The 13,775-nt window shown below is 75.2% G+C and carries 16 protein-coding genes; 9 read left to right on the plus strand and 7 right to left on the minus strand.

The features are described 5' to 3' along the window. Positions 1-8 precede the first annotated feature (8 nt). A complete protein-coding gene (locus MY520_RS00795; RefSeq protein ID WP_436689104.1) occupies positions 9-1,274 on the minus strand; it encodes an ArsA family ATPase in 1,266 nt (421 codons plus the stop codon). Continuing rightward, positions 1,271-2,263 (minus strand): ArsA-related P-loop ATPase, encoded by a 993-nt coding sequence (locus MY520_RS00800; protein ID WP_436689106.1) that lies wholly within the window; start codon positions 2,261-2,263, stop codon positions 1,271-1,273. Before MY520_RS00800 ends, MY520_RS00795 begins: the two co-directional genes overlap by 4 nt. 291 nt (positions 2,264-2,554) lie before the next feature. Between MY520_RS00800 and MY520_RS00805 the strand changes: the two genes are divergently transcribed. From MY520_RS00805 to MY520_RS00815, 3 genes are read left to right on the plus strand one after another with little or no spacing between them, the layout of a single operon-like run. Then, the gene (locus MY520_RS00805; RefSeq protein WP_436689108.1) at positions 2,555-2,728 is read left to right on the plus strand and encodes a hypothetical protein; all 174 of its coding nucleotides are present in this window, start codon (positions 2,555-2,557) and stop codon (positions 2,726-2,728) included. 7 nt (positions 2,729-2,735) lie between these two features. Beyond that, positions 2,736-3,209: a RidA family protein gene (locus tag MY520_RS00810; protein WP_436689110.1), complete on the plus strand. Its 474-nt coding sequence runs from the start codon at positions 2,736-2,738 to the stop codon at positions 3,207-3,209. Continuing rightward, positions 3,206-4,003, plus strand: coding sequence for an NUDIX hydrolase (locus MY520_RS00815; protein ID WP_436689112.1), 798 nt, complete (start codon positions 3,206-3,208; stop codon positions 4,001-4,003). Before MY520_RS00810 ends, MY520_RS00815 begins: the two co-directional genes overlap by 4 nt. A 159-nt stretch (positions 4,004-4,162) precedes the next feature. On the opposite strand, the gene MY520_RS00820 is transcribed toward MY520_RS00815, so the two are convergent. Next, positions 4,163-4,837, minus strand: coding sequence for a Crp/Fnr family transcriptional regulator (locus tag MY520_RS00820; RefSeq protein ID WP_436689114.1), 675 nt, complete (start codon positions 4,835-4,837; stop codon positions 4,163-4,165). Between the two features lie 208 nt (positions 4,838-5,045). After that, positions 5,046-5,288 (minus strand): hypothetical protein, encoded by a 243-nt coding sequence (locus MY520_RS00825; RefSeq protein ID WP_436689116.1) that lies wholly within the window; start codon positions 5,286-5,288, stop codon positions 5,046-5,048. A 173-nt stretch (positions 5,289-5,461) separates the two neighbouring features. Between MY520_RS00825 and nth the strand changes: the two genes are divergently transcribed. Genes nth through MY520_RS00850 form a run of 5 tightly spaced genes read left to right on the plus strand, consistent with a single transcriptional unit; the run spans position 5,462 to position 9,208 of the window. Then, positions 5,462-6,247, plus strand: coding sequence for an endonuclease III (gene nth, locus MY520_RS00830; RefSeq protein ID WP_436689117.1), 786 nt, complete (start codon positions 5,462-5,464; stop codon positions 6,245-6,247). Beyond that, entirely contained in the window at positions 6,244-6,825 is a 582-nt protein-coding gene (locus MY520_RS00835; protein ID WP_436689119.1) for a TlpA family protein disulfide reductase, read from the plus strand. The genes nth and MY520_RS00835 overlap by 4 nt, the downstream gene beginning before the upstream one ends. Then, positions 6,822-7,580, plus strand: a complete 759-nt coding sequence (locus MY520_RS00840) for an NUDIX hydrolase (protein ID WP_436689121.1) — start codon at positions 6,822-6,824, stop codon at positions 7,578-7,580. The genes MY520_RS00835 and MY520_RS00840 overlap by 4 nt, the downstream gene beginning before the upstream one ends. Further along, positions 7,577-8,023: a plastocyanin/azurin family copper-binding protein gene (locus tag MY520_RS00845; RefSeq protein WP_436689123.1), complete on the plus strand. Its 447-nt coding sequence runs from the start codon at positions 7,577-7,579 to the stop codon at positions 8,021-8,023. The genes MY520_RS00840 and MY520_RS00845 overlap by 4 nt, the downstream gene beginning before the upstream one ends. Positions 8,024-8,026: 3 nt before the next feature. Further along, positions 8,027-9,208 carry a MarP family serine protease gene (locus MY520_RS00850; RefSeq protein WP_436689125.1) on the plus strand — a complete coding sequence of 394 codons (1,182 nt, stop codon included), beginning with the start codon at positions 8,027-8,029 and terminating at the stop codon, positions 9,206-9,208. Positions 9,209-9,340: 132 nt separating this feature from the next. Here the strand turns inward: MY520_RS00850 and MY520_RS00855 are convergent, their stop codons facing one another. The 3 genes from MY520_RS00855 to acs all read right to left on the minus strand — a co-directional run bounded on the left by MY520_RS00855 (position 9,341) and on the right by acs (position 12,951). Beyond that, positions 9,341-10,270: an alpha/beta fold hydrolase gene (locus MY520_RS00855; RefSeq protein WP_436689127.1), complete on the minus strand. Its 930-nt coding sequence runs from the start codon at positions 10,268-10,270 to the stop codon at positions 9,341-9,343. A gap of 28 nt (positions 10,271-10,298) precedes the next feature. After that, a complete protein-coding gene (locus MY520_RS00860; RefSeq protein ID WP_436689129.1) occupies positions 10,299-10,802 on the minus strand; it encodes a phage holin family protein in 504 nt (167 codons plus the stop codon). Positions 10,803-11,001: 199 nt separating this feature from the next. Further along, a complete protein-coding gene (gene acs / locus MY520_RS00865) occupies positions 11,002-12,951 on the minus strand; it encodes an acetate--CoA ligase (protein WP_436689131.1) in 1,950 nt (649 codons plus the stop codon). 116 nt (positions 12,952-13,067) lie between these two features. Between acs and MY520_RS00870 the strand changes: the two genes are divergently transcribed. Further along, entirely contained in the window at positions 13,068-13,775 is a 708-nt protein-coding gene (locus MY520_RS00870) for a (2Fe-2S)-binding protein (protein WP_436689133.1), read from the plus strand.

Below are 13,775 nucleotides of genomic sequence, written 5' to 3' on the forward strand. Positions count from 1 at the left end.
CGTCGCCGTCAGCTACGGCGCGCGGGCAGCACGCGGGTTCGCGGCACGCCCGTCGGCGTGTCGCCGTCCGGGCCGGTGAGCGCGTCGGCCATGAGCCGCAGCCCGTCGAGGTCGTGCACGTCGCCGGCGGCGGCCGGGACGGTGCGGACGGCGACCTCCGGGTGGGCGCTGGTGAAGCGGTCGGCCATCCGCTGCTCGCGGGCGGCGACCGCCATCCGGTCGGCGTGCACCCGCAGCGCCCCGGCGGCGAGCTCGGCGCCGGCCCCGCCGGCCTCGAGCACCTCCTCGGCGGCGCCGTCGGCGCGGGTGGAGGTGAGCACCGTGGTCGCCGGCGGGTGGGTGCGGTTGAGCACCAGCCCGCCCAGCGGCATCCCCTCGGCCGACAGCCGGTCGACGAAGTAGGAGGCCTCGCGCAGGGCGTCCGGCTCCGGCGTGGCGACGACGACGAACCAGGTGCCCGGCCGGCGCAGCAGCTCGTAGGTGGCGGTGGCGCGCTCCCGGAACCCGCCGAACATCGTGTCCAGAGCCGACACGAACGCGGAGATGTCGCGCAGCAGCTGGCCGCCCAGGATCTTGCTGATGATCCGGCTGAACACCAGGAAGCCCGCGCCGACCAGCCGCATGCCGGCCCGCCCGCCGGCGCGGGCCGGGGCGGTCAGCAGCCGGATCATCGTGCCGTCGAGGAACCGGCTCATCCGGTTGGGCGCGTCGAGGAAGTCCAGCGCGGACCGCGACGGCGGGGTGTCGACGACGATCAGGTCCCACCTCTCGCTGGCCCGCAGCTGGCCCAGCTTCTCCATCGCCATGTACTCCTGCGTGCCGGCGAAGGAGGACGAGAGCGCCTGGTAGAAGGGGTTGGCGAGGATCTGCTCGGCCCGCTCGGGCGTCGAGTGCGCACAGACGACGTCGTCGAACGTGCGCTTCATGTCCAGCATCATCGCGTGCAGCTCGCCGGCCGCCCCGGGGACGTCGACCTGCCGGGGCTCGTTGTCGAGCTCCACCAGACCCAGGGACTGCGCCAGCCTCCGGGCCGGGTCGATGGTCAGGACGACGACGTGCCGGCCGGCCTCGGCGGCGGCCAGGGCCAGCGCGGCCGACGTCGTGGTCTTGCCCACCCCGCCTGCGCCGCAGCACACCACGATGCGGGTGTCCGGGTCGGCGATCAGCGCCGCGAGGTCCAGTGGGCGGGCCTGGGGCGCGGGGTGCGGGGCCGGGCGGGCGTGGTGGCGGTGCGCCCGGCCGGCCGGCGTCGCCGTACCCTCCGCGGCGCTCATGCGGCCACCTCCTCGCGCAGGTGGTCCCCGATCCGGTCGGCGAGCTCGAAGAGCGCGCCGAGGTCGATCGGGCCGGGCAGCAGCGGCAGCTCGACCGTCGGCCGGCCGAGCTCCTCGACCTCGTCGCGCAGCTCGTCCTGGGCCGCCCAGCGCCGGGCGTGCTCGACCGCCTCGGCGGCCAGCGCCTCGGCCAGCGCCGTCCCGTCGTGCACGTGCGCCGCGGCGAGGGCGGGCAACAGCTCCGCGCCCGTCAGCCCGCCCTCGGCGGCGCGGACCAGGTCGTCCTCGGGCAGAAGCGGCTCGGTCGCCATGTTCACGATCACCGAGCCGACCGGCAGCCCGGCGGCGGTCAGCTCGGCGATCGCGTCGGCGGTCTCCTGCACCGGCATGTCCTCGAGCAGGGTCACCAGGTGCACCGCGGTCTGCGGGGACTTGAGCACGGCCATGACGCCGTCGCTCTGGGTCTTGATCGGGCCGGAGCGGGCCAGGCCGGCCATCTCCCCGGTCACGTTGAGGAAGCGGGTGATCCGGCCGGTCGGCGGGGCGTCGACGACGACGGCGTCGTAGACCCGCCGGCCGTCGCGTCGGCGGGTGACCGCCTCCTTGATCTTGCCGGTCAGCAGCACGTCGCGCAGGCCCGGGGCGATCGTCGTGGCGAAGTCGATGGCGCCCATCTTGCGCAGCGCCCGTCCGGCCCGCTTGAGGTTGTAGAACATCTCGAGGTACTCGAGGAGCGCCTCCTCGACGTCGATCGCCAGCGCCTTGACCTCGCCCCCGCCGCGGGTGACGGCGACCCGCCGCTCCTCGTAGGGCAGCGGTGGGGTGTCGAACAGCTGCGCGATGCCCTGCCGGCCCTCCGTCTCGACCAGCAGCACGTGCCGCCCGTCGGCGGCCAGGGCCAGTGCGAGTGCGGCGGCGACCGTGGTCTTGCCCGTCCCGCCCTTCCCGGTCACGACGTGGCAGCGCACGGGAAAGGGTTCGGAGGCCACGGAGCTCAGCCTAGAAGGACCCCGTCCTCCCCACCCCCTCGCAGGCTCGGGGGCGGGACCCGAGACGGGGCCGAGGGCCTGGGCGGGACCCCGTCCTCCCCACCCCCTCGCAGGCTCGGGGGCGGGACCCGGGACGGGGCCGAGGGCCTGGGCGGGACCCCGTCGGCCGCACCCCCTCGCAGGCTCGGGGGCGGGACCCGGGACGGGGCCGAGGGCCTGGACGGACCCCGTCCTCCCCACGCCTCGCAGGAGGGCCGGGGACGCGGCGGCGGGCTGCGCTAGCGTCGCGCCATGAGCGAACCGGCCCGCGTCAAGTGGGAGTACGCCACGATCCCGCTGCTGATCCACAACACCAAGGCGATCCTCGACTCCTGGGGCGTCGACGGGTGGGAGCTCGTGACCGTGCTCCCCGGCCCGGCCGGCTCCGACCAGCCGGTCGCGTACCTCAAGCGCCCCGCGGGCTGAGGCCGTCGTGACCGCCCCGCAGACCCAGGGCTGGCACGCCCGGCTGGCCGAGCTCGGCATCCGCCTGCCGGTCGTGGCCCCGCCGGTGGCCGCCTACGTGCCGGCGGTGCGCAGCGGGCAGCTGGTGTACACCTCCGGCCAGCTCCCGTTCGTCGACGGCGGCCTGCGCCGCACCGGCAAGGTCGGCGGCTCGGTGGACCCGGAGGAGGCCGCGTACGACGCCAAGGTCTGCGCCCTCAATGCCCTGGCCGCCATCGACGACCTGGTCGGCCTGGACTCGGTCGCCCGCATTGTCCGCGTGGTCGGCTACGTGGCCAGTGCCGAGGGCTTCACCGGCCAGCCGCGGGTGGTCAACGGGGCCAGCGAGCTGCTCGGCCGCATCTTCGGCGACGCCGGCCGGCACGCCCGCAGCGCGGTCGGCGTCGCGGAGCTGCCGCTCGGTGCCCCGGTCGAGGTCGAGCTCACCGTCGAGCTGCGGTGAGCGCGGCCGAGCCGAAGCAGGCGGCGACGGTGCTGCTGCTGCGGGACGGCACGCCCGGACTGGAGATCTACCTGCTGCGCCGCACGAAGGGGATGCCCTTCGCCGGCGGCATGACCGCCTACCCCGGCGGCGGTGTGGACCCGCGGGACGGCGACGTCGAGACCGCCTGGGCCGGCCCGCCACCCGCCCGGTGGGCCGAGGCGTTCGGCTGCGACGAGCGGATGGCCCGCGAGCTGGTCTGCGCCGCGGTCCGCGAGACGTTCGAGGAGGCCGGCGTCCTGCTGGCCGGGTCCGCGGACGGCAACGATGTGGTGCCGGACGTGTCCGGTGACGAGTGGGAGGCGCAGCGCCAGGCGCTGCTGACCCGCGAGCTGTCCCTCGCCGAGCTGCTGGCCGACCGCGGGCTGGCGCTGCGGTCGGACCTGCTGCGGCCCTTCGCGCACTGGGTCACGCCGCCGGTGGAGCCGCGGCGCTACGACACCAAGTTCTTCGTCGCCGCGCTGCCGGTCGGGCAGGAGGCCCGGCACGTCACCGGCGAGGCCGACGAGGCGAGCTGGCTGACGCCGGAGGCCGCGCTGACCGAGATGCGCGGCGGCACCCGGCCGATGTTGCCGCCGACCATCCACACGCTCGGCCAGCTGGCGCCCTTCGCCGACGTCGCCGCGGTGCTGGCCGGCTCCCCGCCGGAGCCGCTGCAGCCGATCAGCCCGACCTTCGAGGACCTGCCGGACGGCCGCTGGGCGGTGCTGCCCGACGGCACCCGGATCCGGCTCGTCGTGCCGCTTCCGTCCTGAGCCTGCGGGTCCCACCGCGCTGAGCCGTCGCACGCAACACCCCTCACGGCGCGGAGCCGCGGTGTGGGGCGGCTGCGGGGGGTGCACGGCGGCTCCGGTGACCCCCGGAACCGCGGGGGGCCCCGCACCGACCGGTGCGGGGCCCCCGTCGAGCGGCTCTCAGCGTGCGCGGCGGCGCAGACGCTCCTCGTCGAGGACGACGACCGACTTGCCCTGCAGCTGGATCCAGCCGCGGTGCACGAAGTCGGCCAGCGCCTTGTTGACCGTCTCGCGGGAGGCGCCGACCAGCTGGGCCAGCTCCTCCTGGGTGAGGTCGTGCTTCACGCGCAGGCCCTCGCCCTCGCGGCTGCCGAACCGGTCGGCCATCTGCAGCAGCGCCTTGGCCACCCGGCCGGGGACGTCGGTGAAGATCAGGTCCGCGACCGAGTCGTTGGTGCGGCGCAGCCGGCGGGCCAGCACGTGCAGCAGCCGCTCGCCGACCTCGGGGTGCGCCTCGATCCACGGGCGGAGCACCGACTGCGGCATCCGCGCCAGCTTGACGTCGGTGACCGCCGTCGCCGTCGCGGTGCGCGGGCCCGGGTCGAAGACCGACAGCTCACCGAACTGGTCGGAGGGGCCCATCACGGCCAGCACGTTCTCCCGGCCGTCCGGGGACCGGCGGGAGAGCTTGATCTTGCCGGACATGACGATGTAGAGGCTGTCGCCCGGCTCGCCCTCGTTGAAGACCACTCGGCCCCGCGGGAGCGTCACCGTCTCCAGCCGGCTGGCGACCGGGTCCACGGCGTCTGCCGACAGCCCCTGGAAGAGCCCGGACTGACCCAGCACCTCGTCCACTACGCGTCCTCTCGCACGACCGCAGAGAGCGCCGACTGCCGGCCGCTCCCGGTGCAGCGCACGCCTCGGCGGCGCTGTCCGGGGTGAGTCTAGGGGCCTGTGCGGATAGTCACCCGATCGGTGGGAGGTGCCCCGCCCCGAAGGGGGGAGGACGGCGTCGGTCCGCCGACCCCCACCGCGGCGTGCGAGGGGCGCGGAACGCCGCCGCTCAGACGATCGGCGGTTCGGCCTCCTGCAGCACGCGCGCGTGCCGCCGCCGGCGCCAGCGGGCCATCGCCCGGCGGATGCCGGAGGTGGCGAGGGTGTCGACCTCGCCGGGGCTGGCGGTCGAGAGGAACTCGGCCACCTCGCGCGGGCCGGTCGGGCGCCGCAGCGGCTCCTCGACCCGCTCCATCACCAGCAGGAAGGCGATGAGCAGCGGTGGGAACAGGATGACGATGAGGGCGACCACCGGTACCTCCTCCATCTCGACGTCCGGAGCGCGGTGTCGTCGTCTCGGGGGCGGGACCGGCCGGCCGGTTCCCGCACGCACTCCTGTGTACCCCGTCCCGCGGCGTCGATGCCCACCGGCGGCGGCAGCGATGATGGCACGGCCCGTCAGCGGGTCCGCCTACCCTCGACCGCGTGTCCTCGCCCGCCTACGCACGCCCGGTCCCCCCGCACGCGCGCCGTGCCGCCGCCCGTGGCGGCTCGCCGTTCGACCCGGAGGAGACCCCGCTGGCCCGCACCCGCAGGGCACGGCGGATGGCGCGCGAGCTGGCCGAGATCCACCCCGACGCGCACTGCGAGCTGGACTTCACCAACGCCTTCGAGCTGCTGGTCGCCACCGTCCTGTCGGCGCAGACCACCGACAAGATGGTCAACCGCGTCACCCCGGTGCTGTTCGCCAAGTACCCCGACGCCCCCGCCCTCGCCGGCGCCGACCGGGCCGACCTGGAGGAGATCCTCAAGCCCACCGGCTTCTTCCGTGCCAAGGCCAACTCGGCCCTCGGCCTGGCCCGCGCGCTGGTCGAGCGGTTCGACGGCGAGGTGCCGGGCCGCATGGCCGACCTGGTAACGCTGCCGGGGGTCGGGCGCAAGACGGCCAACGTCGTCCTCGGCAACGCCTTCGACGTCCCGGGGCTGACCGTCGACACCCACTTCGGCCGGCTGGTCCGGCGCTTCGGCTGGACCGCCGAGGAGGACCCGGTCAAGGTCGAGGCCGAGATCGCCGAGCTGATCCCCAAGCGGGAGTGGACGATGTTCAGCCACCGGGTGATCTTCCACGGCCGGCGGGTCTGCCACGCCAAGAAGGCGGCCTGCGGGGCGTGCGGCCTGGCCCGCTGGTGCCCCTCCTACGGCATCGGCCCCACCGACCCGGAGGTCGCGCTGACGCTGGTGAAGACGCCGGCCGCCTCCGACACCGAATGACCGCCCGCGGCCGCGTGGTGGGCGCCGCCCTCCTCGTCGCGGCGCTCGCCGGGTGCGGCGCCGGCGACGGCCCGGACGGTGCCGCGGGCCCCGTCGAGCCCGCCGTGGAGAACACCACCGCGCCGTGCGAGCCCCAGCCCGTCGAGCCGGCCGCCGGCGGCGAGGTTCTGGCCGACGTGACCGTGGACTGCCTCGGCGGCGGCCGGCTCGCCTTCGGCCGGGCCCAGGGCGTGCCCACCGTCGTCAACCTCTGGGCTAGCTGGTGCGGGCCCTGCCGGGAGGAGCTGCCCCTGGTGCAGCAGCTGGCCGACGCCGCCGGCGACCGGCTGCGCGTCGTCGGGCTGGTCAGCCAGGACCCCGCGAGCAACGGGCTCTCCTTCGCCGCCGATGCGGGCATCACGATGCCGACCGGCGTGGACGAGGAGGGCGAGCTGGCCATCGAGCAGGGCCTGCGCGGGCTGCCCTACACCTATCTCCTGCGCGCCGACGGCTCGATCGCCCACCTGCAGCTGCGCCCGGTCACCTCCTACGAGGAGCTGCGCGGCCTGGTCGCCGAGCACCTCGGGGTGGCGCTGTGACGGCGCCGGCGGACGACGACCTGCCGGAGTACCTGCACCGGCTGCTCGACGCCGGCGCGGACCTGCCGCTGCAGCACCGCATGCCCCGGCCGACGGCGACCGCCCGCCGCTCGGCGGTGCTCATCCTCTTCGGCAAGGGCCCGCGCGGGGCCGACGTGCTGCTCATCGAGAAGTCCGCGCACCTGCGCACGCACGCCGGCCAGCCGGCCTTCCCCGGCGGCGGCGTCGACCCCGGCGACGAGTACCCGGTGGGCACCGCGCTGCGGGAGGCCGAGGAGGAGGCCGGCATCGACCCCGACGGCGTGCGGGTGCTGGCCACCCTGCCCGAGCTGTTCCTCGGCCCGTCGGACAACCTCGTGGTTCCGGTGGTGGGGTGGTGGGACGACCCGCGGGACGTGACCGTCGGCGACCCCCGGGAGGTCGCCCGGGTCGCCCGGGTGCCGCTGGCCGACCTCGCCGACCCGGCCAACCGGTTCCGCACCCGGCACCCGTCGGGCTACGTCGGCCCGGCGTTCGGGGTGGCCGGCATGGTGGTCTGGGGGTTCACCGCGGCCCTGCTCGACGCGATCCTCGAGGCCGCGGGACTGGCCCGCCCCTGGGACACCGACGACGTGCGGTCACTGCCGGCGCTCGGCGTGCGGCGGCCCCGGCTGCCGGGCACCTTCGAGCCGGCCGAGGAGGAGGAGGCCGCCGCGCCGACGGTCGCCGACCCACCACCGGACGGCCCTCCGACGCGTACGGTTCCCCCGCGATGAGGGGGCAGGGAGTGCGGCGACGGGGCGGGGCGCTGGTCGCCGCGGTGGTGCTGGCCGGCGTTCTGGCCGGGTGCGGCGAGGAGGCGGCGCCCGCATCGGCCGCACCGGAGGGCACCGCACCGGGCACCGTCACCACGGCAGCCGACGGCGTCCAGGAGGTCACCCTGCGGACGCAGGACGACTACGTCTTCGTGCCCGCCACCTTCACCGTCGCCCCGGGCCGGGTGCGGCTGACCGTCGAGAACGCCGCCGAGCAGATGGTGCACAACCTGCGGTTCCGGCCCGAGGCGCTGCCCCAGCCGATCGCCGAGGAGATCCCGCTGCTGCAGCCGGGGGAGAGCCGCACCATCGAGTTCGACGTGGGCGCGCCCGGCGACTACCTCTTCGACTGCACCTTCCACCTCCAGCTGGGCCAGACCGGCACGATGACGGTGCAGGGCTGAGCCGTGTCGATCGTCGACCTCGTCCTCATCGTCCTGGCCCTGTCGTTCGCGTTCTCCGGCTTCCGCCAGGGGCTGATCGTCTCCGCAGCGTCGTTCTTCGGCTTCTTCGGCGGGGCCGTGCTCGGCGCCCAGCTGTCGGGCCCGGTCGCCGACCGCGTCGACGGTTCGCCGGTGACCCGGGTGTTCGCCGCGCTGGTCGTCGTCCTCGCCGGGGCGCTGCTGGGGCAGGTGCTGGCCGGGGCGGTCGGGCGGGCGGTGCGCCGCAAGATCACCTGGGAGCCGGTGAAGATCGTCGACGCCGTGGCCGGGGCGGTCCTCTCGGCGGCGGCGGTGCTGCTGGTCGCCTGGATGGTGGCCACCCCGCTCGCGACCGCGCCGTTCCCGCAGGTCGCCGGGCAGGTGCGGCAGTCGGCGCTGGTGCAGGCGGTCGACCGGAGCGTGCCCGAGAGCGTCCGGTCGGTCTACGACTCCCTCCGGGAGGCGATCGACCGGCGCGGCCTGCCCGACGTCCTCGACCCGCTCACCCCCACCGACGTCCCCGACGTCCCCTCGCCGGACCCCACCCTGGCGGCCGGTCCGGTGGTGACCTCGGTGCAGGGCTCGGTGGTCCAGATCAGCGGGGTGGCGCCGTCCTGCTCGCGGCAGATCGACGGCTCGGGCTTCGTCTACGCCCCGCAGCGGGTGATGACCAACGCGCACGTGCTGGCCGGCGTCACCGACGTCGTCGTCTCCGCCGAGGGCGAGGAGTACGAGGCCACGCCGGTGTACGTCGACGAGGCGACCGACATCGCGGTGCTCGCCGTCCCGGGGCTGCCGCAGGTCCCGCTGACCTTCGCGGCCGAGGACGCCGAGTCCGGCGACGACGCGATCATCATGGGCTACCCCGGCGGCGGGGACCTGTTCATCGGGGCGGCGCGGGTGCGTGACCGCGGCGACATCAGCGGCCCGGACTTCCGCGACACCACGACCGTCGTCCGCGACGTCTACGCCCTGTTCGGCGACGTGCGGTCGGGCAACTCGGGCGGACCGCTGTTCGACACCCAGGGCCAGGTCCTGGGCGTCGTCTTCGCCTCCGCGATCGACGACCCGCAGACCGGCTACGCGCTGACCCTCGACGAGGTCGAGGACGCCGCCCGGCTGGGTCAGACCGCCACCGCGGCGGCGTCCACCGGCGCCTGCGAGTGAGCCTCCGTCCAGGGCGCCGCCCCGAGCTTGCGATTAAGAGGACCCCCCTGCCCCCCACCGCTCGCGAGCTCGCGGCGGGCCCCTGCAGGGGGGCCACCGTCCGACCCACGAGTCCGGGCCGGATCGACAGGATCAGCCGGCGGCCCAGGCGACCAGGGTGCGGCTGACCTCGTCGGCGGTCTCCTCGTGCGGGAAGTGCCCCACCCCGGGCAGCTCCCGCCACTGGTAGGCGCCGGCCACGTAGCGGCCCGAGCCGCGGGCGGACGACGGCAGGACGCAGCGGTCCAGGTCGCCGTGCAGCTGCAGCGTCGGTGCGGTCACCGGGGCGGCCATCCGGCGGGCGTAGCGCCACCCGTCGGGGCGCAGCTGAGAGCGCCCGGCCCAGCGGAAGTACTCCATCGACCCGTAGGCGGCCTGCGGGATGCGGGCGGCCGAGCGGTAGCGCTCCACGGCCTGCGCGAAGTCGACGGTGGAGGTCCAGTCGGGGCCGGCCCAGCGGCGCATCAGCTCGGCCACCGGGTCGTCGTCGGCACGGGTCAGGCGCCGCTCGGGCAGCCGGGGCAGCTGGAAGCCGACCACGTGCCGGAGGGCCCGACGCTGGGTGCGGTCCCGCAGCGCCGCCCGCAGCTGCCGGGGGTGGGCCATCGACAGCACGGCCAGCCGGCGCACGCTGCGCGGGTGCAGGGCGGCCACCGACCAGGCCACCAGCCCACCCCAGTCGTGCCCGACGACGACGGCGTCCCGCTCGCCCAGGGCGCGCACCAGGGCGGCGACGTCGGAGGCCGCCGTCGGCAGGTCGTATCCGCGTGGCGGCTTGTCGCTGCCCCCGTAGCCGCGCAGGTCGGGGGCGACGGCGTGGAAGCCGGCCGCGGCCAGCGCGGGCAGCTGGGCCCGCCAGCTCCACCAGAACTCGGGGAAGCCGTGCAGCAGCAGCACCAGCGGACCGTCGCCCGCCTCGGCGACGTGCAGCCGGACGCCGTTGGCGGAGATGTCGCGGTGGGTCCAGGGACCGGGCAGCAGGACGCTGGTGGCGTCCGGCGGCTCGTCCTCGGGGGCGCTCACCGGCGCGGGCCCGGGCCGGTGGGCCCGGTCAGACGGTGTAGTTGTCGCTGCCGCGCAGCTGCACCCGGCCGTTGGCCACCGTCGGGACCTCGCGGCGGCGCTCGCCGGGGGCCTCGCGGCGCACGACCTCGGGCAGCTCGCGCAGCGTCTCGAGCGTCCGCTCCGGCTTCTCGATCTTCTTGAGCTGCGCGCGGCCGACCAGGGCGGCGATCGCGGCGAGCAGGACGTAGAACGCCCAGACGATCAGGTAGGAGATCCAGCGCTGGAGGCCCAGCCAGGTGAGGAACTCGGCGATGGTGATGAAGAGGAAGACCAGGGAGATGCCGAGCAGGACACCGGCGGCGCCGAACGCGCCGACGCCGATGCCGGCCTTCTTCGCCGACTTCCCGACCTCGGCCTTGGCCAACTCGATCTCGCTGCGGATCAGCGTGGACACGTCGGCCATGGCGCTCTGCACGAGCACGCCGATCGAGGGCTCCTCCGCGCCGGCGGGCCGGCCCTGGGCCGGGGTCGACGATGCGCTGTGGGCCACGAGGGCTCCCTCCTGAGCTGGGCTGTCGGACGTCCCCCGCGCGGACGCGGGTTGGGGTGATCGTGCCTCATGATCGCCGGGAGCGCGTCCTCGCGTCCCCCGAACGGAGACGCCGCGGAGCCCGACCGCCGCGCGAGGCAAAGGAAGCTCTACCCACGTCGGAGGGCGCTGGACGTGGGTAGAGCTTCCTTTGCCCGGTTCAGTCCTCGGAGGACGACGTCGGCAGCTTGTCCTTGATCAGGTTCATCACCGAGGAGTCGGTGAGCGTGGTGACGTCGCCCAGCTCGCGGTTCTCGGCCACGTCGCGCAGCAGCCGCCGCATGATCTTGCCCGAGCGGGTCTTCGGCAGCTCCTGCACCACCATGATCTGGCGGGGCTTGGCGATCGGGCCGATGTCCTTGGCCACGTGGGTGCGCAGCGTCTGGACGAGGTCGTCGCCGGAGTCCTCGGCCGTTCCGCGCAGGATGACGAAGGCGACGATGCCCTGGCCGGTGGTGGGGTCGCTGGCGCCGACGACCGCCGCCTCGGCCACCGCCGGGTGCGCGACCAGGGAGGACTCCACCTCGGTGGTCGAGATCCGGTGGCCGGAGACGTTCATGACGTCGTCCACCCGGCCGAGCAGCCAGATGTCGCCGTCGGCGTCCTTCTTGGCGCCGTCCCCGGCGAAGTAGACGTCCTTGCCGAACCTCGACCAGTAGGTGTCGACGTAGCGGTCGTCGTCGCCCCAGATGGTGCGCAGCATCGACGGCCAGGGCTCGGTGAGCACCAGCAGGCCGGTGGTGTCGTCGCCGAGCTCGTTGCCCTCGTCGTCGACGACCTTGGCCGAGATGCCGGGGAACGGCGTCTGCGCCGAGCCGGGCTTGAGATTCGTGACGCCGGGCAGCGGGGTGATCATGTGCGCGCCGGTCTCGGTCTGCCACCAGGTGTCCACGATCGGGCAGCGGCCGCCGCCGATGTGCTCGTGGTACCAGAGCCAGGCCTCGGGGTTGATCGGCTCGCCCACCGACCCGAGCAGCCGCAGGCTGGACAGGTCGAACCCGGCCGGGATGTCCTCGCCCCACTTCATGAAGGTGCGGATCACCGTCGGCGCGGTGTACAGGATCGTCACGCCGTACTTCTGGATCAGCTCGAACCAGCGACCGCGGTGCGGGGTCTCCGGCGTCCCCTCGTACATGACCGAGGTGGCCCGGTTGGCCAGCGGCCCGTAGACGATGTAGCTGTGGCCGGTGACCCACCCGACGTCGGCGGCGGTCCAGTAGACATCGGTGTCGGGCTTGAGGTCGAAGGTGGCCCAGTGGGTGTAGGCGACCTGCGCGAGGTAGCCGCCGCTGGTGTGCAGGATGCCCTTCGGCTTCGCCGTCGTCCCCGACGTGTACATGATGTAGAGCGGGTGCTCGGCGTCGAACGACTCGGGGGTGTGCTCGGCGGACTGGCGCTCGACCACGTCGTGCCACCACAGGTCGCGGCCCTCGGTCCACGCCACGTCCTGCTCGGTGCGCCGCACGACGAGCACGTGCCGCACGCCCTCCACCCGGCCGACGGCGTCGTCGACGGCGGGCTTGAGCGCGCTGGGGGCGCCGCGCCGGTAGCCGCCGTCGGAGGTGATCACCACCTGCGCGCCGGCGTCGGTGATCCGGCTGGCCAGCGCGTCGGCGGAGAAGCCGCCGAAGACCACCATGTGCACCGCGCCGATCCGGGCGCAGGCGAGCATCGCGATCACCGTCTCCGGGATCATCGGCATGTAGATGGCGACCCGGTCACCGGCCTGCACGCCGAGCTCGGTGAGGGCGTTGGCCGCCTTGCAGACCTCGTCCTTGAGTTGCGCGTAGGTGATGGTGCGGGTGTCGCCGGGCTCGCCCTCCCAGTGGTAGGCGACCTGCTCGCCGTGGCCGGCCTCCACGTGCCGGTCGACGCAGTTGTAGGCGACGTTGAGCTTGCCGCCGACGAACCACTTGGCGAACGGCGGGTTGGACCAGTCGAGGACCTCGTCCCACCTCCGGCTCCAGCTGAGCCGCTCGGCCTGCTGGGCCCAGAACGCCAGCCGGTCGCGCGACGCCTGCTCGTAGACGTCGGGACCCGCGTTGGCCTGCCCGGCCAGCTGCTCCGGCACCGGGAACCGCCGGCCCTCCACCTCGGTCGACTCGCTCATGCGGGTTCCTCCCGTTCTCGGCGTCGCGACGACGCGACGTGCTCCCCGCCACACCGTATGGGCCCGGGCCGGTCTTCGTCTGCCCCGGGCGCCCGCCCGCGGACGAGACTGGGCCGGTGACCGGACAGCCGCAGGCGCAGGTGGTCGCGCGGGTGCCCGGAGCGGCCGCGCTCGGCCTGCTGGCACCGGCGTCCGCGCAGGTCGTCCCCGCGGCGCTGCTCGCCGACCCGGACTGGACCGCGGCCCGCCTGGCCGAGCTCCGGGTGCGGCACCGGGGCGGGGACCGGTGGGTGCTGGCGACCGTCTGGTGGTACTCGGCCTCGACGGTGCTGCTCACCCCGCCGCTGGCCGGGCTGGTCACCGGCCGGCCGCTGTCGGCGCGGCTGGCCGACCTCGCGCTGTCGGCGCGGCCCGGGGGCCTGCTCGTGGCGGCCACCTCCGCCGCGGCGGGCGGGGACCTCGCCGCCGAGCTGCGGTCGACGCTGACGGCGGTGGTGGGGGCGGTCGCCGCGGCCGGGGGGATGCGGCCGCGGCCGCTGTGGGCGGTGGCCGCCGACGCGCTGGCCGAGCGGCTGCTGGCCCTGGGCCGGGCGCTGGGCGAGGTGGAGCGGGCGACGGCGCCGGCCGGCCCGCTCGCGGCGGCCGTCGGGGGCCCGCTGCCCGCGCCGCGGTACGTGGACGTCGGCGGCGTCCGCTTCGTCCGGCGGGTGTCGTGCTGCCAGCTGTACCGGCTGCCCGGCCAGCAGCTGTGCACCTCCTGCCCGCGCCGCCCCGCCGCCGAGCGGCTGGCGCTGCTCGAAGGGGCCGCCGCCCGCCTCTCCTGA

The sequence above is a fragment of the Geodermatophilus sp. CPCC 205506 genome (genome assembly GCF_051383635.1).
Classification (GTDB): Bacteria; Actinomycetota; Actinomycetes; order Mycobacteriales; family Geodermatophilaceae; genus Geodermatophilus.